The 22,799-nt window shown below is 36.4% G+C and carries 25 protein-coding genes; 17 read left to right on the top strand and 8 right to left on the bottom strand.

Annotated features, from left to right (window positions below):
- Positions 1-152 precede the first annotated feature (152 nt).
- Both C7D53_RS01120 and C7D53_RS01115 read left to right on the top strand, forming a co-directional pair.
- Positions 153-905 carry a DUF3575 domain-containing protein gene (locus tag C7D53_RS01120; protein ID WP_106914576.1) on the top strand — a complete coding sequence of 251 codons (753 nt, stop codon included), beginning with the start codon at positions 153-155 and terminating at the stop codon, positions 903-905.
- A gap of 109 nt (positions 906-1,014) precedes the next feature.
- Positions 1,015-2,307 (top strand): MFS transporter, encoded by a 1,293-nt coding sequence (locus C7D53_RS01115; protein ID WP_106914575.1) that lies wholly within the window; start codon positions 1,015-1,017, stop codon positions 2,305-2,307.
- 56 nt (positions 2,308-2,363) lie between these two features.
- On the opposite strand, the gene C7D53_RS01110 is transcribed toward C7D53_RS01115, so the two are convergent.
- Positions 2,364-2,579, bottom strand: a complete 216-nt coding sequence (locus tag C7D53_RS01110; protein WP_106914574.1) for a hypothetical protein — start codon at positions 2,577-2,579, stop codon at positions 2,364-2,366.
- Positions 2,580-2,805: 226 nt separating this feature from the next.
- Here C7D53_RS01110 and C7D53_RS01105 point away from each other — a divergent pair, with 226 nt between their 5' ends.
- The 6 genes from C7D53_RS01105 to C7D53_RS01080 all read left to right on the top strand — a co-directional run bounded on the left by C7D53_RS01105 (position 2,806) and on the right by C7D53_RS01080 (position 8,040).
- Complete coding sequence (locus C7D53_RS01105; RefSeq protein ID WP_106915535.1) at positions 2,806-3,480, top strand: DUF4919 domain-containing protein; 675 nt, start codon at positions 2,806-2,808, stop codon at positions 3,478-3,480.
- A 200-nt stretch (positions 3,481-3,680) separates the two neighbouring features.
- Positions 3,681-4,532 (top strand): alpha/beta fold hydrolase, encoded by an 852-nt coding sequence (locus C7D53_RS01100; protein WP_106914573.1) that lies wholly within the window; start codon positions 3,681-3,683, stop codon positions 4,530-4,532.
- A complete protein-coding gene (locus C7D53_RS01095; RefSeq protein WP_106914572.1) occupies positions 4,532-5,002 on the top strand; it encodes an RNA polymerase sigma factor in 471 nt (156 codons plus the stop codon). The genes C7D53_RS01100 and C7D53_RS01095 overlap by 1 nt, the downstream gene beginning before the upstream one ends.
- Positions 4,992-5,582, top strand: a complete 591-nt coding sequence (locus tag C7D53_RS01090; protein ID WP_106914571.1) for a hypothetical protein — start codon at positions 4,992-4,994, stop codon at positions 5,580-5,582. Before C7D53_RS01095 ends, C7D53_RS01090 begins: the two co-directional genes overlap by 11 nt.
- Positions 5,579-6,196, top strand: a complete 618-nt coding sequence (locus C7D53_RS01085) for a class I SAM-dependent methyltransferase (RefSeq protein ID WP_106914570.1) — start codon at positions 5,579-5,581, stop codon at positions 6,194-6,196. The genes C7D53_RS01090 and C7D53_RS01085 overlap by 4 nt, the downstream gene beginning before the upstream one ends.
- 59 nt (positions 6,197-6,255) lie before the next feature.
- Positions 6,256-8,040, top strand: a complete 1,785-nt coding sequence (locus C7D53_RS01080; RefSeq protein WP_106914569.1) for a GEVED domain-containing protein — start codon at positions 6,256-6,258, stop codon at positions 8,038-8,040.
- 89 nt (positions 8,041-8,129) lie between these two features.
- Here C7D53_RS01080 and C7D53_RS01075 read toward each other — a convergent pair whose 3' ends face one another.
- The 3 genes from C7D53_RS01075 to truA form a co-directional block, all read right to left on the bottom strand.
- Positions 8,130-9,887, bottom strand: a complete 1,758-nt coding sequence (locus C7D53_RS01075; RefSeq protein ID WP_106914568.1) for an ABC transporter ATP-binding protein — start codon at positions 9,885-9,887, stop codon at positions 8,130-8,132.
- A 161-nt stretch (positions 9,888-10,048) separates the two neighbouring features.
- Complete coding sequence (locus C7D53_RS01070) at positions 10,049-10,396, bottom strand: hypothetical protein (protein ID WP_106914567.1); 348 nt, start codon at positions 10,394-10,396, stop codon at positions 10,049-10,051.
- A 25-nt stretch (positions 10,397-10,421) separates the two neighbouring features.
- Positions 10,422-11,153, bottom strand: coding sequence for a tRNA pseudouridine(38-40) synthase TruA (truA, locus tag C7D53_RS01065; protein ID WP_106914566.1), 732 nt, complete (start codon positions 11,151-11,153; stop codon positions 10,422-10,424).
- A gap of 109 nt (positions 11,154-11,262) precedes the next feature.
- Here truA and lpxK point away from each other — a divergent pair, with 109 nt between their 5' ends.
- The 6 genes from lpxK (at position 11,263) to C7D53_RS01035 (ending at position 16,877) form a co-directional block, all read left to right on the top strand.
- Positions 11,263-12,288, top strand: a complete 1,026-nt coding sequence (lpxK, locus tag C7D53_RS01060; protein WP_106914565.1) for a tetraacyldisaccharide 4'-kinase — start codon at positions 11,263-11,265, stop codon at positions 12,286-12,288.
- Entirely contained in the window at positions 12,272-13,087 is an 816-nt protein-coding gene (locus C7D53_RS01055) for a purine-nucleoside phosphorylase (RefSeq protein WP_106914564.1), read from the top strand. Before lpxK ends, C7D53_RS01055 begins: the two co-directional genes overlap by 17 nt.
- Positions 13,088-13,218: 131 nt before the next feature.
- A complete protein-coding gene (locus C7D53_RS01050) occupies positions 13,219-13,734 on the top strand; it encodes a TlpA family protein disulfide reductase (protein WP_106914563.1) in 516 nt (171 codons plus the stop codon).
- Positions 13,735-13,754: 20 nt separating this feature from the next.
- Entirely contained in the window at positions 13,755-14,210 is a 456-nt protein-coding gene (locus C7D53_RS01045) for a GNAT family N-acetyltransferase (protein WP_106914562.1), read from the top strand.
- Positions 14,211-14,252: 42 nt separating this feature from the next.
- Complete coding sequence (gene dinB, locus C7D53_RS01040; protein ID WP_106914561.1) at positions 14,253-15,350, top strand: DNA polymerase IV; 1,098 nt, start codon at positions 14,253-14,255, stop codon at positions 15,348-15,350.
- Between the two features lie 45 nt (positions 15,351-15,395).
- Positions 15,396-16,877, top strand: a complete 1,482-nt coding sequence (locus tag C7D53_RS01035; RefSeq protein ID WP_106914560.1) for an alpha-amylase — start codon at positions 15,396-15,398, stop codon at positions 16,875-16,877.
- Between the two features lie 65 nt (positions 16,878-16,942).
- On the opposite strand, the gene C7D53_RS20795 is transcribed toward C7D53_RS01035, so the two are convergent.
- The 3 genes from C7D53_RS20795 to C7D53_RS01025 all read right to left on the bottom strand — a co-directional run bounded on the left by C7D53_RS20795 (position 16,943) and on the right by C7D53_RS01025 (position 19,628).
- Positions 16,943-17,110, bottom strand: coding sequence for a hypothetical protein (locus C7D53_RS20795; RefSeq protein WP_162926048.1), 168 nt, complete (start codon positions 17,108-17,110; stop codon positions 16,943-16,945).
- Between the two features lie 121 nt (positions 17,111-17,231).
- The gene (locus C7D53_RS01030; RefSeq protein ID WP_106914559.1) at positions 17,232-18,593 is read right to left on the bottom strand and encodes a carboxylesterase family protein; all 1,362 of its coding nucleotides are present in this window, start codon (positions 18,591-18,593) and stop codon (positions 17,232-17,234) included.
- Positions 18,594-18,725: 132 nt separating this feature from the next.
- Positions 18,726-19,628 (bottom strand): helix-turn-helix domain-containing protein, encoded by a 903-nt coding sequence (locus C7D53_RS01025; RefSeq protein WP_106914558.1) that lies wholly within the window; start codon positions 19,626-19,628, stop codon positions 18,726-18,728.
- Positions 19,629-19,759: 131 nt separating this feature from the next.
- Between C7D53_RS01025 and C7D53_RS01020 the strand changes: the two genes are divergently transcribed.
- Positions 19,760-20,179, top strand: a complete 420-nt coding sequence (locus tag C7D53_RS01020; protein ID WP_106914557.1) for a cupin domain-containing protein — start codon at positions 19,760-19,762, stop codon at positions 20,177-20,179.
- A 14-nt stretch (positions 20,180-20,193) separates the two neighbouring features.
- A complete protein-coding gene (locus tag C7D53_RS01015; RefSeq protein WP_106914556.1) occupies positions 20,194-21,246 on the top strand; it encodes an NAD(P)-dependent alcohol dehydrogenase in 1,053 nt (350 codons plus the stop codon).
- A gap of 53 nt (positions 21,247-21,299) precedes the next feature.
- On the opposite strand, the gene C7D53_RS01010 is transcribed toward C7D53_RS01015, so the two are convergent.
- Complete coding sequence (locus tag C7D53_RS01010; RefSeq protein ID WP_106915534.1) at positions 21,300-21,728, bottom strand: winged helix-turn-helix transcriptional regulator; 429 nt, start codon at positions 21,726-21,728, stop codon at positions 21,300-21,302.
- 169 nt (positions 21,729-21,897) lie between these two features.
- Here C7D53_RS01010 and C7D53_RS01005 point away from each other — a divergent pair, with 169 nt between their 5' ends.
- Positions 21,898-22,776 (top strand): NAD(P)H-binding protein, encoded by an 879-nt coding sequence (locus C7D53_RS01005; protein WP_106914555.1) that lies wholly within the window; start codon positions 21,898-21,900, stop codon positions 22,774-22,776.
- Positions 22,777-22,799 lie beyond the last annotated feature (23 nt).

Here is a 22,799-nt window from a genome sequence, read left to right as displayed (position 1 = left end):
TTATACTTTTAGGACAATCAATTACTGATGTATATTACATTTATCCCTTTCTGACATTTAAAAAAATTCATTTTTTTTATTAAAATTCAAATTATTATGTTAAATTCATATTGCTTTTTGCTGTACTTTTTAACATCACAAAATATATTGCTATGAAAAAATTAGTCATGCTGCTTCCAATCTTATTGTTTTCTACAATAAGTGCACAGGAAATTGAAAACAGCTCTGCAGAAAAGATGAATATCATCAAGACCAACGTTACTGCTTATGCGTTCAGAAATATTAATCTCACCTATGAAAGAGCGATCAACCAGTGGTTTTCTGTAAATGTAGGCTTCGGAACAATGCCCGAGGGAAAAGTACCTTTCATCAACGCTTTTTTGAAAGATGAGGATGAAAAAAGATTTCAGAACCTTAGAGTAAAAGCCACTAATTTTACGATAGAACCCAGATTTTATATTGGAAAAGGATATGGAAAAGGATTTTATTTTGCACCTTACTATCGCTATTCTGATGTTTCATCCAACACTTTTGATTTTTATTATGACTATAATGGTCCTGGGAATGTCACCTATCAAATCCCTCTTAAAGGCCAAGGGGACACCAATGGAAACAGCGGAGGCCTGATGGTGGGAGTACAGTTTTTCCTTACCAGAAGCCAAAATCTTGTACTCGATTTCTGGATTGCCGGAGCTCACTACGGAAGTGGAAAAGGTGATTTTACAATGACCAGTGATTACGTTTTGACTCCCGATATGCAGGAGCAGCTCAAAAAAGAGATAGAGAATCTGGATATTCCATTTGTAAAATATACCGTAGAAACCAATGCCAATGGTGCCAAAATAAAAGTAGACGGTCCTTGGGCTGGTTTCAGAAGCGGACTTTCCTTAGGATATAGATTTTAAAAATTACAACCTTATCATATTAAACCGTTCTTTTCCAGAATGGTTTATTTTTTTCTAAAATTTGTATTTTAGATGCCGTTATTACAAAATTTTCGGGAAAATAATACATATGAATTCATCCTCTATTACCACCAGTCAAAGAATTAAAGCCATTATAGGCGGTTCCATCGGAAATCTTGTAGAATGGTATGATTGGTATGCCTATGCAGCCTTTGCCATTTATTTTTCTCACTCCTTTTTTCCGGATTCAGACCTCAATGCACAGTTGATGAATACTGCAGGTATATTCGCTGTTGGTTTTCTTATGAGACCTATTGGCGGATGGATGTTTGGAAGTATTGCGGATAAGATTGGAAGAAAAAGAGCGATGACGCTTTCCGTCCTGTTGATGTCTTTTGGTTCATTGCTTATTGCCCTTACACCCACCTATCAATCAATAGGAATTTTGGCACCGGCATTATTGCTCCTTGCCAGATTACTTCAGGGGCTGAGTGTAGGTGGTGAATATGGAGTTTCTGCCACTTACCTCAGCGAAATGGCAACCCAGGACAGACGAGGATTTTATTCCAGCTTTCAATATGTAACATTAATTGGCGGACAGCTTATTGCACTGGGAATTCAGCTTATTTTACAAAAATTATTACTGACTGAAGCCCAGCTGGAAGATTGGGGATGGAGAATTCCCTTTGTAATAGGAGCAATGCTTTCCATTATTGCATTGTATCTTCGGGCCAATCTTCATGAGACAGAAGCCTTTGAAAACAAGAAAAAAGTGAATGATGAGAAAAAAGGCACTGTAAAAGAACTTCTGAAGCACCCTAGAGCTTTACTTACTGTTGTAGGCTTAACATTGGGTGGTACTCTTGCTTTTTATACGTATACCACCTACATGCAGAAATTTTTGGTGAATACCGTTCATCTTACCAAGGAAGAATCTACCTTAATTTCATTTATATCTTTATTTATATTCGCCTGCCTTCAGCCTGTTTTTGGAGGATTATCTGATAAAATAGGAAGACGTCCTCTTCTTTTAGGCTTTGGTATTCTTGGAACATTATGTACAGTTCCGCTTTTGACGGCACTTAGCACTACAACCTCAATGTGGAGTGCATTTTTCCTCATTATGGCTGCATTAATTATTGTAAGTGGCTACACTTCCATTAATGCTGTGGTAAAGGCTGAGCTTTTCCCATCCGAGATCCGTGCTTTGGGGGTAGGACTTCCCTATGCCATTACGGTAGCTGTTTTTGGAGGAACTGCAGAATATATTGCCCTTTGGTTTAAAAAAATTGGTTCTGAAGAATACTTCTATTGGTACATTACAGGTTGTATCTTATTTTCTCTTGTAGTATATATCGGAATGAAAGACACCAAAAAAACCTCAACACTGGATAAAGATTAGATGATTAATCCTATAAAAAGTGAGCGCCGCAGATTTTCTGCGGCGCTCATTATATTTTAATGATAAGCTTGTTTAAATTTCTCTATCATACTGTCCAGATTATGACGTTGGACATACACACTCTTTACCTCTTCATACCTTGGAGATTTGTAGAAAACCTCATGAAAGTCCATACTTCCATTTCCTACTTTTACAACTTTCTGTACTTCGATATTCAACTTCTTCAATTCGTCTTTAAAGACTTTAAATTCATCTTGGATGTTATTGCTCATTTATATTTTTGGATTTAATTAAAAAACTACTATTCACATTGGGCACCCTCCCAACACTAGGGGTAGTGTCCCAAATTCCGAATAAAGTTAGTAAATTTATTGACACAAAGTAACACTTTGTTAATATTTTATTGTTTTTTTTGCAAATATCAAGTCGATATAATTCGATTAATACATATTCCGTATTTTTAACATGTCAAAAATTGATAATAACGTCATACAAACCATGAATATTAAAGTATTTTTTTCTTTATTCTTTTTAATTCTGCTTCCTTTCTTTCATGCTCAAAAAATGGAATTGAAGGCTCCTGATTATTTTCTGATTCAAAAAAATATTGAGGATAAAAATTCAGAATACTATTATCCGAACCTTTTAAAAAGATTAAAACAGAATGATCCGAGTCTTACCAACAATCACTACAGCCATCTTTATTTCGGTTATACCTTCCAAAAAGAATATCAGCCGTATAAAATTGGTAAGAAAGCGGAAGAGGTTGCCAAGTATTATCGTGGGGAGGGTATTTCGCAAAAAGATCTTTCTAAAGGAATTCAGCTTTTTCTGGATGTTTTGGAGGAAAATCCACTGGATCTACGGGCAATGAATTATCTTGCTCATTTATATCATTTAAGTAATGATGATGCCACAGCAGAAAAAATTGCCGGAAATTTCCATGGATTATTAAATGCAATTCTTACCTCCGGGGATGGTCTGAAATGTGAGACAGGCTTTCATGTGATTTCTGTTACGGATGAGTATGTCCTTTTAAACAGATTTCAAATGGAAACCCAAGCACAAAGCCACACTGGCAAATGTGATTATCAGGAATTTGAAAAAGGTAAGTATAAAATTTCGGGATTCTATTTTGACATCAGTAGATTCTACGGAAGAATATTAGATTAATAATCTTCTGTTTTTCATCATTTTTTTATCATTAAAAACAATGATCAATTTTTATAAAAATAAATTTCATGTAATTTTCCCCTAACAATAAGGGTTTCTAAGAAGTAGAAATGTTTTTTCAAAAAATAAATAAATTTGAGTGTAACATTTTTTCAAGGTTCGTCTCTAAAAGGCAAATAAACTTTAAAACTTTAGAAATCATGAAAAAATTCACGTTCCTTCTTATTATCATGCTATTTTTTGCTGCGGTATGCAATGTTTTTGGTCAGAAAAAAACATATCCGTTTGAAGTAAAGAAAACCGGAAAAGGAAAACAATCTTTACTATTTATTCCTGGATTTGCCTCTTCAGGAGATGTATGGAATGAAACAACAGCTAAGTTTGAAAAAGATTTCACCTGTTATACTTTAACAATGGCTGGATTTGCTGGAGCAAAGCCAGATACGGACCCTACCTTTAAAGACTGGGAAAAAGGAATTGCTGCTTATATAAAAGAGAACAACATTCAAAAGCCTGTTATTATTGGACACAGTATGGGTGGCGGCCTTGCCCTGGCCATTGCAGCAGACTATCCGGATCTTGTGGGTAAAATTGTTATTGTGGATACTTTACCCTGTCTGGCTGCTATTTCCAACCCTGCTTTTACTTCCAGGGAAAATAATGACTGCTCGGCGATGATTAATACCTTCACAGCGATGTCTGATGAACAGTTCAAAAAAATGCAGATTCAGTCTATTCCGCGTCTTCTCGCAGATACTTCTATGCAGAACACGGTGATTGACTGGAGCATGAAGTCTGACAGGAAAACTTTTGCAAAAATGTTCTGTGATTTCTCCAATACAGATCTTAGAGAAACCATAAAAAATATCCAATGCCCTTCCCTTATTCTGCTTGAAGCCTATTTTGTTTCGATGAAACCAGCCATTGAAGCACAATATAAAAATCTTAAAAATGCCAATTTTCAATATTCCACAAAAGGCTTGCACTTCATTATGTATGATGATAAAGAGTGGTATTTTAACCAGTTAAATAATTTTTTATCTTCGAAATAATGGTATTTGAGGATATATACGAACTCTACTGGCAGAAAATATTCCGTTTGTGCATGGGATATGTAAATGATACTGAACTGGCTCAGGATCTGGCCCAGGAAACCTTTATCATTGTATGGCAGCAACTCCCAAAATTCAGGAATGAATCCAGTATTGGAACATGGATATTCAGAATCGCTTCCAACAACTGCCTCCGACAGATTGAAAAGGAAAAAAGGTTTGCTAAAACAGATCTCCCGATCAATTTGGAAGAGAAAAAGCAGGAATCAATGGAGCCCCAGATACAAATGCTTTATCAGTTTATTTCTGAACTGCCGGAAACAGACAGAATTATCATTTCTCTGGAACTGGAAGAGGTAAAACAGTCTGAAATTGCTCATATCGTGGGACTTTCAGAATCCAACATACGGGTAAAGATTCATAGGATAAAAGAAAAATTAACGCAAAAGTTTAAAGAAAATGGCTACTAATATAGATTTCAAAAATATATGGAAGCAACAGACTTCCAACAAGCCCAATATGGAAGAGCTGTTGGGTAAGCTGAAAAAATTCAAGAATGAGAATCTGCGTAAACTTATTCTAACCAATATTTTACTGATTTCAACATGTTTGGGTATTGCTTTCATCTGGTATCATTATCAACCTCAGCTGGCTACAACTAAAATTGGGATTGTACTTGTTATTCTTGCAATGATTATTTTCTTACTTGCCTACAATAAGCTGTTTATGATCTTTTATAAGATCGATAATACTCAATCCAACAGTGATTATCTTCAAAATCTTTATCTGGTGAAGAATAAGCAGAAATTCATGCAAAACACAATGCTCAACCTATATTTCATCATGTTGCTTCTGGGAATTTGTCTGTACATGTATGAGTATGCCTCAAGAATGAAGTTGACTTACGGGATACTGGCTTATGGATTAACGTTTATCTGGATAGGAATCAATTGGTTTTATCTGAGACCAAAAACAATCAAAAAGCAACAATCGAAAATTGACGGATTAATTAATAAATTTGAAGAAATCAATAATCAGTTAAAAGAATGACAAGCTCTTCCGAAAATAAAAAGCACTGGGAAAATGTATATGAAACCAAGAACCCGGATCAGGTAAGCTGGACTCAGGAAAAACCTAATACTTCTCTTGAACTTATCCGTTCTTTTGGATTGGATAAAGGGGCAAAAATCATAGATATTGGCGGTGGAGACAGCAACCTTGTTGATTATCTGCTTGAAGAAGGCTATGAAAATATCACTGTCTTGGATATTTCTGCCAAGGCGTTGGAAAAAGCAAAGGAAAGGCTTGGAAGCTCAGCCAATACAATCAAATGGATTGCTACAGACATCACCACATTTGAGCCTACAGAAACCTACGATATCTGGCATGACAGGGCTGCCTTTCATTTTCTGACTACTCCAGAACAGGTTTCAAAATATATAGATATTGCAGAAAAAAATATAAAAGGTTTTATGGTTTTAGGAACATTTTCTAAAAACGGACCTACAAAGTGCAGCGGACTGGATATTCAACAATATGACGAGTTATCACTGACTGAAAAATTTGAAGCAGGATTTGAAAAAATAACCTGCATTACTGAAGATCATAAAACTCCTTTCGGAACTACCCAAAATTTTGTTTTCTGCACCTTTAAGAAGCCTTAGTTCTTTTATAGAATTTTTGATTTATCTTTAATAATGAAAAAACATTCAATATAAAAACTATGAAAAAACTATTATTTCTTTGTATTGCAGGGGCTTTGTCATCAAATTTTTATTCACAGAAGGTAGAATTTGAAGTATGCGGAACAGATGAATTAATGAAAAAACATTACGCAAGGTTCCCGGAACAGAAGGTGCAGGACGATGCTTTTAATCTGGAATTATCCCGAATGATCAAAAGTGGAAAGGTAGCCTCCAGACTCAATCAAAATCAAGTGTATGAAATTCCGATTGTTGTACACGTTGTAGGTGATGGAAGTGCAATTGGGACCGTTAATAATAAATCTGATGCAGATATTATTGCATGGGTTAATTATACCAACGGTGTTTTTGCAGGAAGTGCCTCCAGTGGAATGTCTTCTACAAGCTCTATCTTGCCCGTAAAGTTTGTTTTTGCCAAAATAAATCCCAGTTGTAATGCTACCAATGGAATCAACAGAATCAATGCTTCTCATCTTCCAAAATATGTAAGCGGAGGAGTGAATGATGATAATACGACTAATGCTGTACCGGCAACAGAGATTACAGCCTTGGGCTTATGGGATACCAGCAAATACTATAATATTTATGTTGTCAAAAAGCTAACCTCTAATGTTGGAGCGCTGAACGGCTATGCTTACTATCCGGGCGGGAGCAATGATTATTCTTTCATGTCTACCTCTGCCTCCTCTGTTAATGCCCAGACCCTAGCCCATGAATTTGGGCATGCTTTGGGACTTAGACACACCCATGAAGGATATAATACAAGTACCGGAGCCTGTCCCGTAAATAACGACTGTACTCTGGAGGGAGATCTTGTTTGTGATACCGAACCTATGAAAAGCCTCTATCACTCTTCTGTTCCTCAGAATTGCCAGGTAGGACAAATTAATCCATGTACCAGCCAAACCTATGCAGGTGGAGAAAAAAATGTAATGGCTTATACCTATTGCTTCAGAGATTTATTCACACAAGGGCAAGCAGACAGAGCAACTGCACAGCTTCTTCAGTACAGACAATCTTTAATCAACTCTCCTGTAGCCTCGGCAACGGCAATCAATAACAATGTATCTCTTACGAATGCATGTGCGCCAACATCCATAACCAATCCGGGAGGGTTTAACATTGGGATTACCTCTGTAAAGTTTGGCAGCATCAATAATTCTTCCAATAATTATAAGCAGGCTTCAAATAATTTTTATGAAAATTTTACGGGCAACTACTGCTTTGGAGTAAGCAAAACGACTATTCCGCAAAATACAGCAACTACAATTACTGTAGCTCCGGGAACGAGCAACTCACATATTATAAAAGCCTACATTGATTATAATAATGATGGCCAGTTTAATGAATCTACAGAATTGATACTTAATCAGAGTGGGATAAGCAATGGAGCATTTGCAACAGCTTCTGTCACTCCTCCATCCGGAGCTGTAACCAATACTCCTTTAAGAATGAGAGTAATCGGGGATTTTAACGGAACAGCCATCACTGCCTGCTCTACTCCGAAGTATGGACAAGTAGAAGATTATTCTGTAATTATTGAGCCTCAGACTTCATTATCTATACAAAACAGTCTGAAAAAAGATAACGCATTCATTACTAAAGATGAAAATTCTGTATATGTAAAAAGTGATTCTAAAATCTCAACACTACATATCTACGATGCCTCAGGAAAATTACTTACCCACAAGACAGATATCAACTCTTCAGAATTGAAAGTTCCGATAGATCAGAAAAACACCATCTTAATGGTGGCCATTGTTTTAAAAGACGGGAGAACAATTACCCAGAAATTAAAGTTCTAACAACCTTACCTATAATAAAAAAGAGAGCATTTTGCTCTCTTTTTCTATTAATTTAATCCAGTTATATTGCTTGGATATTGTATTATATACTATGATTCTTTCTCCACTTCTACTTCCACCTCGTGACGCAGTTGTGCTTTATAAAGGGTAGAATAATAACCATTCTTATCCAAAAGCTCCAAGTGTTTCCCTTCTTCTACAATTTTCCCATGCTCCATTACAATAATCTTATCTGCCTTTTCAATTGTGGAAAGTCTATGGGCAATAATGATGGATGTTCTGTTTTTGGTAATTTTTTCCGTGGCTCTCTGAATAAGCTTCTCACTTTCATGATCAATAGAAGATGTTGCTTCATCCAGAATTAAAATCTTCGGATCAGATAGATAGGCTCTAAGGAAAGATAATAATTGTCTTTGCCCTAAAGATATTGATGAGCCTCTTTCGCTTACCACATAATCGTACCCACCCGGAAGCTGTTCTATAAACTGATCTACTTCAATTTCCTTAGCACCGGCCTTTATTTTATCCAAAGTGATCGTGTCATCTCCAAAGGAAAGGTTTTCAAAAATACTTCCGTGGAAAAGGAAAACATCCTGCAATACAACACCGATATGACTTCTAAGGTTGTACAGTTCATAATCTTTTAAGTTCACATCATCAATGAGGATATTCCCGGAATTAATATCATAAAGTCTGGTAATCAAGCTGATAATTGTAGATTTTCCGGCACCGGTTGCTCCTACAATTGCTACAGTTTCTCCCGGATTTACCTTAAAATCAATCCCTTTCAATACTTCCTGCTTTTCATCATAGGCAAAATGTACTTTCTGGAATTCTATTTTACCGGCAAAATGATCTTTTTTCACAGTTCCAGTATTCGGCATTGAAATTTCTTCATCCATTAATCCCAATACTCTTTCTGCTCCTACAATCCCTCTCTGGATATTATTGAAACGATCTGCAATCTGCCTTAAAGGGCGGATTAGCATTGAAATATACTGAATAAATGCAATCACCACACCGGCACTGATTGTTATGTAACCTCCATAAAAAAGAATAAATCCGATGAACAGGGAAGAAATAAGTTCTACTACGGGAAAGAATAATGAGAAAATAAAAACTGTTCTCAGCAAAGCACCTTTCAGCGTAATATTAATATCATCAAATTTCTTGAATTCTGACTCCTGTCTGTTAAAAACCTGAATAATTGACATTCCCGCCAACCTTTCCTGTACAAAGGAGTTCTGGGTAGCCGTCCAGTTTCTTTCATCTCCAAATGCCTTTTTCAGCCTTTTTTGAAAGAATCTTGTGATAACCACCATTAAAGGTAGAATTGCCAATGTAATATAACTCAGGTGCACATTGGTACTGAACATCATTACCAACACAAACACAATTCTCAGGATATCACCGAAAACCATCAGGAAACCGTCGGTATAAACCGTTGCAATGGTTTCTACGTCACCTACAGCACGGGTAACCAATTGTCCGATAGGAGTTTTATCAAAAAATGATGTTTTGAAATAAATCAATTTAGAGTATAATCTTTCTCTGATATCCCTGATTACATTTTGTGAGATAAAATTTGAAAAATAGACTAAAAAAAAGTTTAAAACGGTTTCTGCAAAAACCAATCCCACAAGGATATAGATATGCTTCATCATTAAAGCCTTGTCCTGCAGCTTTGTGATGTCATTATCCACCACTTCCATGGTAAGGTATGGTCTGTAAGTAGAAACAATTGAAAGTATTACGGAGATGATTAAAGTAAGGATGAACCAAGAACGAAATTTCATTCCGATAAAGAACAGCCTTTTTACAATTCCCCAGGTATCTTGTTTTTTCATTGTACGAATCGAAGAAAAGAATTAAAATTCTATGCAAAAATAAGACTTTCTAAATTGCCAGCCTTTAGAACTTTTGCAAATCGTTATAGAAAATTTCAGATACCTATCATTTACAAAATGAATATCTTCCGTCTCCTGACGTTTCATGTATATCTATCAATTTACTGATGTTCAGAAATTTCACCTATTTTTTCTATTTCAATAGATGGTTTTTGAATATTTTCTCTTTTAAACTTTTTCTCAAGAAACTGATGAACTCCCCAAACTAAAGCGATGGAAATCAGCCAGCCGACAATATTAACCGCCGAAAAACCTGTATAGTTTACATTATTCAAAGATTCCGGGTTGGTTATAGTTAGATACATCCCGAAACTAAATGCTAAAAAGATTTGAGACCCAAGGTAAATTCCTATTGCCAAAAGGCCAAAATGCCACTTTGTTTTCCCAAACCTTTCAGCCAACTGGGCATAATATCGGTAGGCACCGATAAGGATAAAAATTGATAACATGATTATTATTTTGTTTTTTAGTTTTTTAAAATTCGTAGCCTACATCTACTAAGTAGAGTCCATGGGCTGGTGCTGAAGTTCCTGCTGCATTACGATTTTTATCTTCAATTACCCTACGCATATCCTCAGGCTTCAGTTTTCCGGTCCCCACTTCCACCATGGTTCCCACAATAGCACGTACCATATTTCTCAGAAAACGATTGGCAGAAACGGTGAACTTCAGTTCTGTTCCCTCCTGTTCCCAATGTGCTTTATACATTTTGCAGATGTTCGTCTTGTTGTCTGTTTTTAATTTTGCAAAGCTTGTAAAATCTTCATACTCGAATAAAATTTTACAGGCCTCATTCATTTTGTCGATATCCAATGACCTTTTCCAGTGCTGCCATGCTGATTCCTGGGTAAATGGATTTTTTTTCAGTGAAATATAATATTCATAGGTTCTGTATGTAGCATCAAAACGGGCATGAAAATCATCTTTCACCTTAAAAATCCTGTGGATGGAAATATCAGGAGGAAGAAAACCGTTCAGTCTGCGAGGAAATTCGTTATTCAGCTCATGTTCTGTATCAAAGTGAGCAAATATTTTTTTAGCGTGAACCCCTGTATCCGTTCTTCCGGCACCAGTAGTTTTAATCTCTTCCCTTAAAATTGTGGAAAGTGCTTTTTCCAGTTCTTCCTGTACAGAAATGGCGTCCGGCTGTATCTGATAGCCGAAATAATTCTTTCCGTTGTAAGAAAATTCAATAAAGTATCTCAAAGTATTATAATAACTCCACAAAAATACTTTAATTTAACGAAATATTTGTTGAAAAGTCTTTGAGAATATTATATCAAATCCCTATGAAAATTCCTATTTTTGCAATCGTATGAAAAGATGGTACCTTTATCCTTTTTCCCTTGGTTATCATTTGGTAACGGGTATCCGAAACACAATGTATGATTGGGGAATTTTTAAGTCGACAAAATTCAAGACACCGATAATCAATGTCGGGAACCTCTCTGTGGGCGGAAGCGGTAAGTCACCAATGGTGATGTATCTTGCCCAATACCTATCCAAACACTACAGAACCGGAGTTCTTTCGAGAGGCTACGGAAGACTGAGTAAAGGGTATGAGGTTACCAACTATGACAGTAATTACAAAGTAGTAGGCGATGAAGCCATGCAGCTTTTTGAACGTTTCAAAAACCGTTTTGTTATTGCTGTATCAGAAGAACGTGTGCCCGGTGCTAAAAAAGTAATTGATGATATGGATCTGGAAGTACTGGTATTGGATGATGCCCTACAGCACAGAGCCATTAAGGCTGGTTTCAATATTTTGATGACTGACTTTAATGATCCTTTCTTCAAGGATTACCTGCTTCCTGCCGGAGATCTTAGAGAATCCCGAGCGGGCGCAAACAGAGCAGACATTATTATGGTGAGCAAATGCCCTGATGAGCTTACGGAGGAAACCAAAAGGTATTATATTTCAAGGATCAGACCGTCTTATAGCCAGAAAGTATTCTTTTCATCTATTGGTTATGACGAGAATGTATACGGAAAAGATAAAATGCTTCCGGATAACAACCTGAATTATTATGATATTCTCCTGATCACAGGAATTGCCAATCCTAAACCACTTTTAGAGCATTTGGCTAAATTCTCGAAAAGAGTTAAGCATCTAAAATTCAGGGATCATCACAATTTTACGGATGATGATATTAAAAAAATTCTTGCTGAGTATAAAAAATTAGGAGAATATAAACTGATATTAACCACAGAGAAAGATTATGTCCGTCTGAAAACTTTTGACTACCTTAGAGATATTGTTTACTACTGGCCTATCAATGTCATTATTGATAAAAAAGAGGAATTCAATCAAATCATCTTAGATTATGTTAGAAAAAATTAATGAGACAGCTGATTTTATCAAGAATATCATTCAGGAAACACCTGATTTTGCTGTAATTTTAGGATCCGGACTTGGAAAACTGCAGAATGAAGTAGAACCGATCCATGTTTTAGAGTACAAAGACATACCCAACTTTCCACAAACTACAGTTGCCGGCCACACCGGTAAGCTTATCTATGGAATATTGGAAGGAAAAAAAGTTCTGATGATGAGTGGCCGCTTTCATTATTATGAAGGCCATTCCATGGAAACGGTAACTTTTCCTGTAAGGGTTTTCCACCTGTTAGGAATTCAAAATTTAATTCTGTCCAATGCTTGTGGAGGAGTAAATCCTGATTATAACATTGCAGATGTTGTGATATTGAAGGATCACATCAATATGATGCCTGAACACCCGCTTCGAGGGAAAAACATTGATGAACTCGGACCACGATTTGTGGATATGAGTGAACCATACAACAAAAAAATGATTGCCGTAGCCGAAAAGGCAGCCTCTGAAAATAATATTAAAATCCACCAGGGAATCTACGTTGCCTTACAGGGCCCAACTTTTGAAACTCCTGCGGAGTACGGAATGATCAAAGCCATTGGAGGTGATATGGTAGGAATGAGTACCGTACCTGAGGTGATTGTTGCCAAACATATGGGAATGGATGCGTTCTGTATCTCTGTTATTACTGATCTTGGCGGACCGGATATTGCGTTTGCAGTTTCTCACGAAGAGGTTTTAAATGCAGCCAACAAAGCAATGCCTAATGTGATTACAGTAGTGAAAGGCTTAGTTAAAGACTATCAATAGAACAGTTCTTTTGTAAGCACTCCCTATCTATCCATAGAAATTTTCAATTTTATAAATTTTTCCTAATTCATGAAAAATCAATCTCAAATTGCAATTCATTGTTTAGATTTGTATAAATGAAATTGTAAGAAATGAGAAAGTTGTTATTAATTTTTATGATAGGAATATTTGGATTAAGCTATTCACAGAAAATTCCTACTGTTCTTAAAACCGGATTTTCCAAGGAAGCCTTAAAGCAGAAACTGGAAGATGAAGACGGAAAAGCAATTACCATCCAGCAGATTCTGAATCAACATAAAGGAAAAGTTTTGGTGATTGATTTCTGGGCAGGATGGTGTAGAGATTGTTTACAGGCTCTTCCAAAAGCCGAAATACTGGAAAAAAATAATCCCAATGTTGATTTTGTCTTCCTATCTCTGGAGAGATCTAAAGAAGGATTTGATAAGAGTCTTGTAAGATTCAATATGAAAGATAAGGATAACTACTGGTTTGCATCAGGATGGAAAAATGATTTCAACAATTATATTGATCTGAACTGGATTCCAAGATATATGATTATTGACCAAAAATCGTCTATTGCAAAATACTATGCAATATCTCCGGAAGATCCTGAAATACAAAAAACTATAGATAATCTTTTAAAATAATCTCACCTATTTTTCATACCATGATTACAAGAGAAGCTACGAAGGAGGATTTAAAGACTCTTTTAGAATTTGAACAAGGAATAGTTTTTGCGGAAAGACCTTTTAACAGTACATTAATTGATGGAGAAATTCATTATTATGACCTGAATGAGTTTATACAATCACCAGATGCAACATTAATTGTTGTAGAAGACAATAATGAAATTGTAGCATCAGGTTATGCCCTGATTAAGAAGTCTGATAAGGACTACAACAATTTTAAAAGCTATGCTTATCTGGGGTTTATGTATGTAAAACCTGAATATAGAGGAAAAGGAATCAACAAGCTGATTACCGATGAATTAGTAAACTGGGCAAAATCCAGGAATATTTCAGAAGTAAGGCTGGATGTTTATGCTCAAAATGATTCTGCTATAAAAGCTTATGAGAAAGCAGGATTTGAACCACTGCTTCTTACAATGAGGCTGAAAGCGTAACGAAACATTTACAATAAATAAAGGAATCCATATCTTTGTGATATGGATTTTTCTTTGCCGCTTCGTAAAATTATTCACGTAGATATGGATGCATTCTATGCTTCTGTGGAGCAATATGATAATCCAACATTGAAAGGAAAACCTATTGCAGTAGGTGGGCAGCATCGAGGTGTAGTGGCAGCAGCAAGCTATGAAGCCAGAAAGTATGGGGTTCGTTCCGCAATGCCTAGCAAAACAGCAAAGGAAAGGTGTCCTGATCTTATCTTTGTACCACCCCGCTTTGCCCGCTATAAAGAAATTTCAAAAAAAATCCGCGAAATATTCTACGAATATACCGATCTGGTAGAGCCGTTATCTCTGGATGAAGCCTATCTGGATGTTACCGAAAATAAAAAGGGAATGGAATCTGCCAACCTCATCGCCAGAGAAATTCGTCAGAAAATATTTGATGAAACTGGGCTAACGGCCTCTGCAGGGATTTCTGTAAATAAATTTTTGGCAAAGGTAGCTTCAGATATCAATAAACCCAATGGCCAAAAGACCATTCACCCTGATAAGGTGGAAAGTTTTCTGGAGGAGCTGCCCGTTGAAAAATTTTATGGTGTAGGAAAGGTTACGGCTAATAAAATGTTTAGTTTAGGAATTTATAAAGGAAAAGACTTAAAAAAAAGATCTTTGGAAGATTTGGTAAGACTCTTCGGAAAATCCGGTAATCATTATTACAACGTGGTGCGTGGTATTCATACTTCGGAAGTAAAACCTCATCGTATCCAGAAAAGTGTTGCCGTGGAAAGAACTTTCTTTGAGGATCTTTTTGATGAACAACAGATTAATGAGAAGCTGGAAAGCCTTAGCCAGGAGCTTCACCAAAGATTACAGAAAAATAATATTCTGGGAAGAACCTTAACCTTAAAAATTAAGTACAAAGATTTCTCTCTTTTTACGAGAAGTATGACCAGAGAGGATTATTTTACTTCTCCTGAACAGTATTTCAATACCGGAAAAAAACTATGGGAACTTCGCCCCTATGATAAAGCCGTCCGTCTGCTCGGATTATCTCTCTCACACCTTAATACAGAGGAAAAAAAACAAATTTCGGTTCAACTAAAAATCCCGTTTGAGGAATTCGAAAATCAGTAGGTCATATTTTTTCGCTAACTTGTAAAAACCAAATCAGCAAAATTTATGAACTCAACAATGATTCAGTTTTTCCACTGGTATTCTGAAGGTGATGCAAAGTTGTGGAAAGAGGCTCAAAAACAAGCTCAATATTTAGCAAAACTGGGAATTACCTCTGTATGGTTTCCTCCAGCCTACAAAGGGACAAATGGAGGTTATTCTGTGGGATATGATGCCTATGATCTTTATGATCTGGGGGAATTTGATCAAAAAGGGACTATTGCTACCAAATACGGAACTAAGGAGGATTATTTAAAAGCGATTAAAGCTTTAAAAAAACAAAATATAGAAGTCATTGTAGACATCGTTCTGGGCCATAAAGCTGGTGGCGATGAGCTGGAAAAATTCAAGGTGGTAAAAGTAGATGAAAATAATAGGGATAAGGTTATTTCCGATGTCCTTGAAATAGAATCCTATACCAAATTTACCTTTCCGGGAAGAGGAAAAAAATATTCTGATTTTGAATGGAATTTCACCTGCTTCAGTGGTGTTGACTATGCAGAGGGAATGGATTCTCATATTTATAAAATTCAATCTGAATATGGGGATGACTGGGAGGAAATGATTCATGATGAGAAAGGAAACTACGATTACCTGATGTATAATGACATTGAGCACAGAAATCCTTTTGTACGTGAAGAACTTAATGAATGGGCAAAATGGTACTTTGATCAGACAAATTTTGATGGTGTCCGGCTTGATGCTTTAAAGCACATATCTCATGATTTTTATAAGGAATGGATTACCCTGCTGCGTTCCAATTCAGGCAAAAATATCTTTGCTGTAGGAGAATATTGGGCACCGGGTTACCTTCATCTTCTCCAAAAATATATTGAAGTTACCGAAGGCTGTATGAGTCTTTTTGATAGCTCGTTACAAAACAATTTTCATAATGCTTCAAAGGAAGGAAATTCTTATGATCTTAGAAAAATTTTTGACGAAACCCTTACACAGGCAGACCCTTTACATGCTGTAAGTATTGTTGCCAATCATGATACTCAACCTCTTCAAGACCTGGAAGCCCCTGTTGAAGCTTGGTTTAAACCTCTCGCCTATGCTCTGATTTTACTAAGGAAGGATGGTTATCCGTGTGTATTCTATCCCGATTTGTATGGTGCTCATTATGTGGATAAAGACAAGGCAGGAAATGACCAGGAAATTTTCATGCCGAAAGTAGATGGAATTGAAGAGCTGCTTAAAGCCAGAAAAGAGCATGCCTATGGAGAGCAACGTGATTATTTTGAGGACGCCAACTGTCTGGGATGGGTACGGGAAGGAGATGATCAGTATAGCGGGTGTGCTGTTGTACTCAGCAATAAAGATGCTTACAACAAACCCATGGAAATAGGGAAAGCCTATGCTGGTAAAAAGTTTATGGATCTACTAAAACGATTCAAGGATAAAGTAACGATTGATGAAAACGGTTGGGGAAATTTTCCTGTGCCTGCAGGAAATGTAAGTGTATGGGTTCCTGAACAGAAACTATAGTAAACCTAATACAATATAAAAGCGTACATCAATGATATACGCTTTATTTTATATACTACTGAGTATTAGCATTTAATTCCGCGGCAGCTCCATAGATCCTGAGCCCATTCACAGCAATAATTGTCTTCGTTATAAAAACAGCATATTCTGTCTCTGATGATAATTCCGCCTTTTAAATTTTTAAGTTCTTCTCTGTTAACTTTTCTTGCGTTTTGAAGTTTTGTTGATTTCATAGTTTACTGTTTTAGAATTTGGTTCTATAAATATAATAAAAAAACACCACCAATATCATAATCAACTACAAAACAACTAAATAGAGCCGTAACATTACAAAAACAGCACTTAAATTAAAAATTATTTCTTCGAATTTATTGACAACTCTATTTTTTTAATTTTTAAAATTTCCGGTCTTTCTGATTGATCAGAAATGATCCCTGTTCTGGCAAATTCAGTCCAAAGTGCCCTTAGCTTTTTACCGTTTTCATGAATATGTTCCCAAGGAATATTTTTCAACATTTCTGAGGATTTCCAGGCAGATTCGTTGCCAAAGATTAAAGGAAGATCAACGCAATGGGATGCTCCAATAGGATTTTCTTTTAATTGAGAATGTATCCTGAATAAATAGGCATTTCCACCGCCTTTTGAATGGTTTTCCGCAAATTGTCTGGATGGAACTCCATAGATAAATTCTGTAGTTTTTTCAACCACCTTATCCATGATCTTTAATCCCAATCCTTTTCCAAAGTATTTATTTAAAGCTTCTGAAGTTTTAAGATAAAATGCTGTTTCATCATTATTCAGGCCAATCAGCAGATCATATTTTTTTGCATTTTCTCTCCACTTTTCAACAGCCTCTTCTTCTTTACACAAGGGTGGAAAACCATACTGGGTCCCGAAAGGCATAGCAGATTTCAAACCGAATTTCATAAAAGAGGGTACCAATTTATCGTATTCATCCATCATTTTTAAGACATCGGGGTCATCTTTCATATCTTCAGTTTTTTTCAGAAATTCTACAGACATTTTCTGTCTTTTATGTCGCAAACCCAAAGGTGCACTTTGAATAATGACCCGCTTAAATAAATCATCAATACCGTCCGAGATCATCAAATGGGCTATGGCATCTCCTCCTGAAGATTGCCCAAGCAATGTAATATTTTCAGCATCTCCACCAAAGTCTGTGATATTTGTCTTTATCCATTTCAAAGCTTCAATCATATCAAATAACCCAAGGTTTGCAGGTCTTTTTTCATTGCCTCCCAAAAAACCAAAGAGCCCTAAACGATAGGAAACAGTAACGATAATGATATGCTGTTCCTTTACCCATTCTGCAGGATCTGCAGTAGCCAGATCTCCACACCCAATTTCATGGGAACCACCATGAATCCAGACCAACACAGGAAGTTTTTCTTTTTCAATTATATTTTCAGGACGGGTTATTGAAAGATACTGGGTAGATTCTTTAGCCTCAAATTCTTCAACGGGAGTTCTCCCAATCATTTTTTCTACAAGTGGGCTGAGCTTCTGTGGGCAAACCGGAGTTTTATCCGGATAAAGGCTATCGGAAGCTGAATATTGTATCGGAACAGGTTTTTGAAATCGTTCGGAACGGGCATACCGAATACTTTTAGCCCTGATCACTCCGTCTTTCTTTAAAGCTGCAATTTTCCCAAAACGGGTATCAAAAATAAGTATCCCTTTCTGTTGTGATTTCATTTTAAAAAAAATTATGAAAACTTCTATCCTTAAAATTAATTCGGTTTTTTGAGAAGAAAAAATTTAATTGATTCTTTTAAACACAAATACTTATTGATAGATTCCATCAATAGAAACGGTATCATTTGTCCTTTAATTGAGGACCTTGTATTCGCTTGGGGAAATACCTACTTTTGTTTTGAAGAGCCTTGTAAAGTGCTGTGGATACTTGAAGCCTAGGTCATAGGAAATTTCACTGATGGATTTTCTATGATCCAGAATTTGTTCTTTGGCTACATCTATTAATTTATTGTGGATAAATTCCTGTGGGGAAATTCCTAATTCTTTTTTAATCAAATCTCCAAAGTAATTGGCAGATAAATTGAGTTTTTCGGCAAAGTAATTCACCATTGGAAAGCCTATATTCTTAGGGTTGTCAGATTTTAAATAATCATCAACAAGATTTTCAAATTTTCCGATTACTCCCTGATTGATGTGATCTCTTGTGATGAACTGGCGGTCATAAAAACGCATACAGTAATTTAAAAACAACTCAATATTATTCACTACTAAAGACTTACTGTGCTTATCAATGTTTTGCTCGAGTTCCCATCTGATATTCTTAAAGCACTCCAAAACAGTTTCTCGTTCTTTTTCAGAGAGATGCAGGGCCTCGTGTACATCATAGGAAAAGAAATTATAGTCTTTGATGTGCTTTCCTAGATTTGTTCCTTTTATTAAATCAGGATGGAAAATTAATGCAGAACCTGCGGGTTGAACATATTTGTCTTTATTATAAATCCCATAAGTCTGCCCCGGGGCGATGAAAACGAGTGTTCCTTCCTGATAATCGTAGCTATGTTTCCCATACAGCATGTCTCCACACATAACATCTTTCAGAAAAACGGTATAAAACCCAAATTTCCTTTTATGCTGGCAAATAGGATCAGATTTGGAAAAATCAATGACACTGACTAAGGGATGCAGGGTTTCATGATTGGCCATTTTATTGTATTCCGAGACACTATTATAGATTTCAACCTCCTGATTTTCCATGAAGTATATTTTTATTACCATTCAAAATTACCACTTTCCTTTGTAACTGAAATGATGTCTGTAAAATTGGTAAGTAATTCGGTAATCTGTATAAGTTAGGTTTACTAAAAAGTTTCGACTTTTGTATCGTTATGGAAACTTTGAATACAAACATTTTTCCAAAAGGAGAAAAAGCTCCATCCGATTATTTTTCGGGAGGAACAGCTTGGGTACATATTATAAAACCCAACGAAGATCAACTCAACTGTCAGATTGGAAATGTCGTCTTTGAGCCCGGGTGCAGAAATAACTGGCATACTCATGGAGGTGGACAGATATTAATCGTAACTTCAGGAACAGGTTTTTATCAGGAAAAGGGTAAACCTGCACAGATTTTAAAGCCGGGCGATGTGGTTAATATCCTCCCCAATGTGGTCCATTGGCATGGTGCTGCTTCTGACAGTGAATTTACACATATTGCCATTAACCCTAATACCCTAAACGGAATTGTGGAATGGCTGGAACCTGTAACGGATGAAGAATACAACAATTTAGAACTTAAACCTAATTAAAAATAAATAATCAAATGAGCACATTTACAGTAAAAGCCTATGGAGCAGAGTCTACCACGGCAGATCTGAAAGAAATGAATATTGAAAGAAGAGAGGTTACCCCCAAGGATGTAGAAATTGAGATTCTATACTGCGGAGTATGCCACTCTGATCTTCATACTGCAAGAAACGACTGGGGAGGAACCATCTACCCTGCTGTTCCGGGACATGAAATTGTAGGAAGAATTACAAAGATTGGAAGTGATGTAACGAAGTTTAAAGTAGGTGACCTTGCCGGCGTAGGATGCATTGTGGATTCTTGCGGTCATTGCGGAAGCTGCCAACACGATTTGGAACAATATTGCGAAAATGGATTTACCGGAACTTATAACGGGCAGGACAAACATTTGGGAGGACATACTTTCGGGGGATATTCTCAAAAAGTGGTAGTGGATTCTCAGCATGTATTAAAAGTTCCTGAAAACCTTGATCTGGCAGCTGTAGCACCTCTTTTGTGTGCAGGAATTACTACATGGTCACCTTTGAGACACTGGAACGTAGGACCGGATTCTAAAGTTGCTGTAGTTGGACTGGGAGGATTAGGTCATATGGCCATCAAATTAGCAAAAGGATTGGGAGCTGAAGTTACTCTATTCTCCAGAACTCCGGGAAAAACTGAGGATGCTAAGCAATTGGGAGCGGATCATGTTATCATTTCCACAGATGAAGCACAAATGAAGTCTGTAAAAGGAAAATTCGATCTGATTATTGATACGGTTCCTTATGTACATGATGTGAATCCTTATGTTGCCACCTTAACTATTGATGGGACCCATGTTCTTGTTGGTTACCTTGGAGGTCTGGAACCAATGCTGAATACCGTTCCTATGATTTTGGGAAGAAAATCTGTAGCCGGATCTGTAATTGGCGGTATTGCAGAAACTCAGGAACTATTGGATTTCTGCGGTGAACATAATATTGTTTCAGAAATTGAGATGATTAAAATGCAGGAAATTAACGAAGCCTATGAGAGAATGCTGAAAAGTGATGTGAGATATCGTTTCGTTATTGACATGCAGTCTTTATAATTCTTTTATAGAATAGTAACAGAAACAGGCTCTTCGGATTGAAGAGCCTGTTTTTATTTTTTAAGGTTTTGACTAAAAGCATTCTGATCCTGATTTGTGATGTATCTGTTTGCTTCAGCACCTTTGATATCGTTTCTTTCCATATCCTGAAAAGCCCATGCAGCCATGGCATCAATTACGGGAGCCAGCTCATTACCGGCTTCACTTAGCTTATAAGTCACATGAGGTGGTACTACGGGTTTTGCCTTTCTTATGATTAATCCGTCTACTTCAAGTTGTTTTAAATGCTGAATGAGCATTTTTTCTGTTACTGCAGGAATGGCTCTTTTCAATTCACTGTATCTTTTTTCTCCTGTGGAAAGATTAAACAGGATGATAGGTTTCCAGAATCCTCCAATTCTTTCCATAACATACATTACAGGACAATCCTGTACTGTTTTCTTATTCTCCTGAATGGTTGAACTTTCTTTGATAGCTGTCATATCTACATACTTTAGGGTAAGTACTTGCATAAAAGTAAGTACAAATATAACTTTGTATTACGAAATAAAAAAATATTTATTATAAAATCACTGTCGTTTGATCAATTCATCAATACTCATCAATATGCAGTGATTACATAGGATCATTAAAACAATAAAAAATTTACATATGAAAATTATAATCACAGGATCACTAGGAAATGTAGCCAAGCCTTTAGCACAGCAACTTGTAGAACAAGGACATGACATCACCGTAATCAGTAGTAATGAGGCAAGAAAGCACGATATTGAATCATTGGGAGCAACGTCTGCCATCGGATCAATTACAGATATTGATTTCTTAACTCAAACTTTTGACGGAGCAGATGCTGTCTTTGTGATGACCCCTCCTGCTATAAGCCCCGACAACATTGTTCAAAATACAATAAGCGTAGGAAAAAACTATGCGGAAGCTTTACAAAAAGCTAATGTAAAAAAAGCAGTAATGCTAAGCAGTGTAGGTGCTGAATCTCCCGTGGAAAACGGTCCTATTAAAGGTCTATATCATATAGAAAAAATTTACAATCAGCTAGAAAACATTTCATTTACTTTTTTAAGAGCCGGATATTTTTATACGAATTTCTTTAATGATATTCCGTTGGTTAAAAATGCAGGAATCATAGGTGGAAATTATTCGGAAAACATAGAAATCCCTGTGGTTCATCCCATTGATATTGCTAATGCCGCAGCTGAAGAACTTGTAAAAAATGAAATCGGAAAAAACATCCGATATATCGTAAGTGACTCCCGAAAAGCTTCTGATTTTGCAAAAGTACTGGGAAGTTCTGTAGAAAAACCTGAATTGCCATGGGTAGAATTTTCGGATGAAGAAGCCCTCAACGGAATGCTGCAGGCAGGTCTTCCCCAAGATATGGCGGAATTATATGTTGAAATGGGGCTAGGAATGAGAACCGGAGTGGTACAGAAAGGGTTTATAAAAAATGGTTCTCCTGTAACAGGAAGAATTAAACTGGAAGATTTTGCCAAAGAATTTTCAAGTCAGTTTTAATTTATTTCTTTGGTATTACTCTA

It is taken from the genome of Chryseobacterium aurantiacum (assembly GCF_003020585.1).
Classification (GTDB): domain Bacteria; phylum Bacteroidota; class Bacteroidia; order Flavobacteriales; family Weeksellaceae; genus Chryseobacterium; species Chryseobacterium aurantiacum.
Note: the sequence above shows the minus strand (reverse complement) of the source record. Positions and strands in the feature narration are given on the sequence as shown.

Bases quoted from the DNA above. Each gene is read 5' to 3' on its own strand.
- C7D53_RS01120 (WP_106914576.1), top strand. From the start codon at position 153: ATGAAAAAATTAGTCATGCTGCTTCCAATCTTATTGTTTTCTACAATA.
- C7D53_RS01115 (WP_106914575.1), top strand. From the start codon at position 1,015: ATGAATTCATCCTCTATTACCACCAGTCAAAGAATTAAAGCCATTATA.
- C7D53_RS01110 (WP_106914574.1), bottom strand. From the start codon at position 2,579: ATGAGCAATAACATCCAAGATGAATTTAAAGTCTTTAAAGACGAATTG.
- C7D53_RS01105 (WP_106915535.1), top strand. From the start codon at position 2,806: ATGAATATTAAAGTATTTTTTTCTTTATTCTTTTTAATTCTGCTTCCT.
- C7D53_RS01100 (WP_106914573.1), top strand. From the start codon at position 3,681: ATGAAAAAATTCACGTTCCTTCTTATTATCATGCTATTTTTTGCTGCG.
- C7D53_RS01095 (WP_106914572.1), top strand. From the start codon at position 4,532: ATGGTATTTGAGGATATATACGAACTCTACTGGCAGAAAATATTCCGT.
- C7D53_RS01090 (WP_106914571.1), top strand. From the start codon at position 4,992: ATGGCTACTAATATAGATTTCAAAAATATATGGAAGCAACAGACTTCC.
- C7D53_RS01085 (WP_106914570.1), top strand. From the start codon at position 5,579: ATGACAAGCTCTTCCGAAAATAAAAAGCACTGGGAAAATGTATATGAA.
- C7D53_RS01080 (WP_106914569.1), top strand. From the start codon at position 6,256: ATGAAAAAACTATTATTTCTTTGTATTGCAGGGGCTTTGTCATCAAAT.
- C7D53_RS01075 (WP_106914568.1), bottom strand. From the start codon at position 9,887: ATGAAAAAACAAGATACCTGGGGAATTGTAAAAAGGCTGTTCTTTATC.
- C7D53_RS01070 (WP_106914567.1), bottom strand. From the start codon at position 10,396: ATGTTATCAATTTTTATCCTTATCGGTGCCTACCGATATTATGCCCAG.
- lpxK (WP_106914565.1), top strand. From the start codon at position 11,263: ATGAAAAGATGGTACCTTTATCCTTTTTCCCTTGGTTATCATTTGGTA.
- C7D53_RS01055 (WP_106914564.1), top strand. From the start codon at position 12,272: ATGTTAGAAAAAATTAATGAGACAGCTGATTTTATCAAGAATATCATT.
- C7D53_RS01050 (WP_106914563.1), top strand. From the start codon at position 13,219: ATGAGAAAGTTGTTATTAATTTTTATGATAGGAATATTTGGATTAAGC.
- C7D53_RS01045 (WP_106914562.1), top strand. From the start codon at position 13,755: ATGATTACAAGAGAAGCTACGAAGGAGGATTTAAAGACTCTTTTAGAA.
- dinB (WP_106914561.1), top strand. From the start codon at position 14,253: ATGGATTTTTCTTTGCCGCTTCGTAAAATTATTCACGTAGATATGGAT.
- C7D53_RS01035 (WP_106914560.1), top strand. From the start codon at position 15,396: ATGAACTCAACAATGATTCAGTTTTTCCACTGGTATTCTGAAGGTGAT.
- C7D53_RS20795 (WP_162926048.1), bottom strand. From the start codon at position 17,110: ATGAAATCAACAAAACTTCAAAACGCAAGAAAAGTTAACAGAGAAGAA.
- C7D53_RS01030 (WP_106914559.1), bottom strand. From the start codon at position 18,593: ATGAAATCACAACAGAAAGGGATACTTATTTTTGATACCCGTTTTGGG.
- C7D53_RS01025 (WP_106914558.1), bottom strand. From the start codon at position 19,628: ATGGAAAATCAGGAGGTTGAAATCTATAATAGTGTCTCGGAATACAAT.
- C7D53_RS01020 (WP_106914557.1), top strand. From the start codon at position 19,760: ATGGAAACTTTGAATACAAACATTTTTCCAAAAGGAGAAAAAGCTCCA.
- C7D53_RS01015 (WP_106914556.1), top strand. From the start codon at position 20,194: ATGAGCACATTTACAGTAAAAGCCTATGGAGCAGAGTCTACCACGGCA.
- C7D53_RS01010 (WP_106915534.1), bottom strand. From the start codon at position 21,728: ATGACAGCTATCAAAGAAAGTTCAACCATTCAGGAGAATAAGAAAACA.
- C7D53_RS01005 (WP_106914555.1), top strand. From the start codon at position 21,898: ATGAAAATTATAATCACAGGATCACTAGGAAATGTAGCCAAGCCTTTA.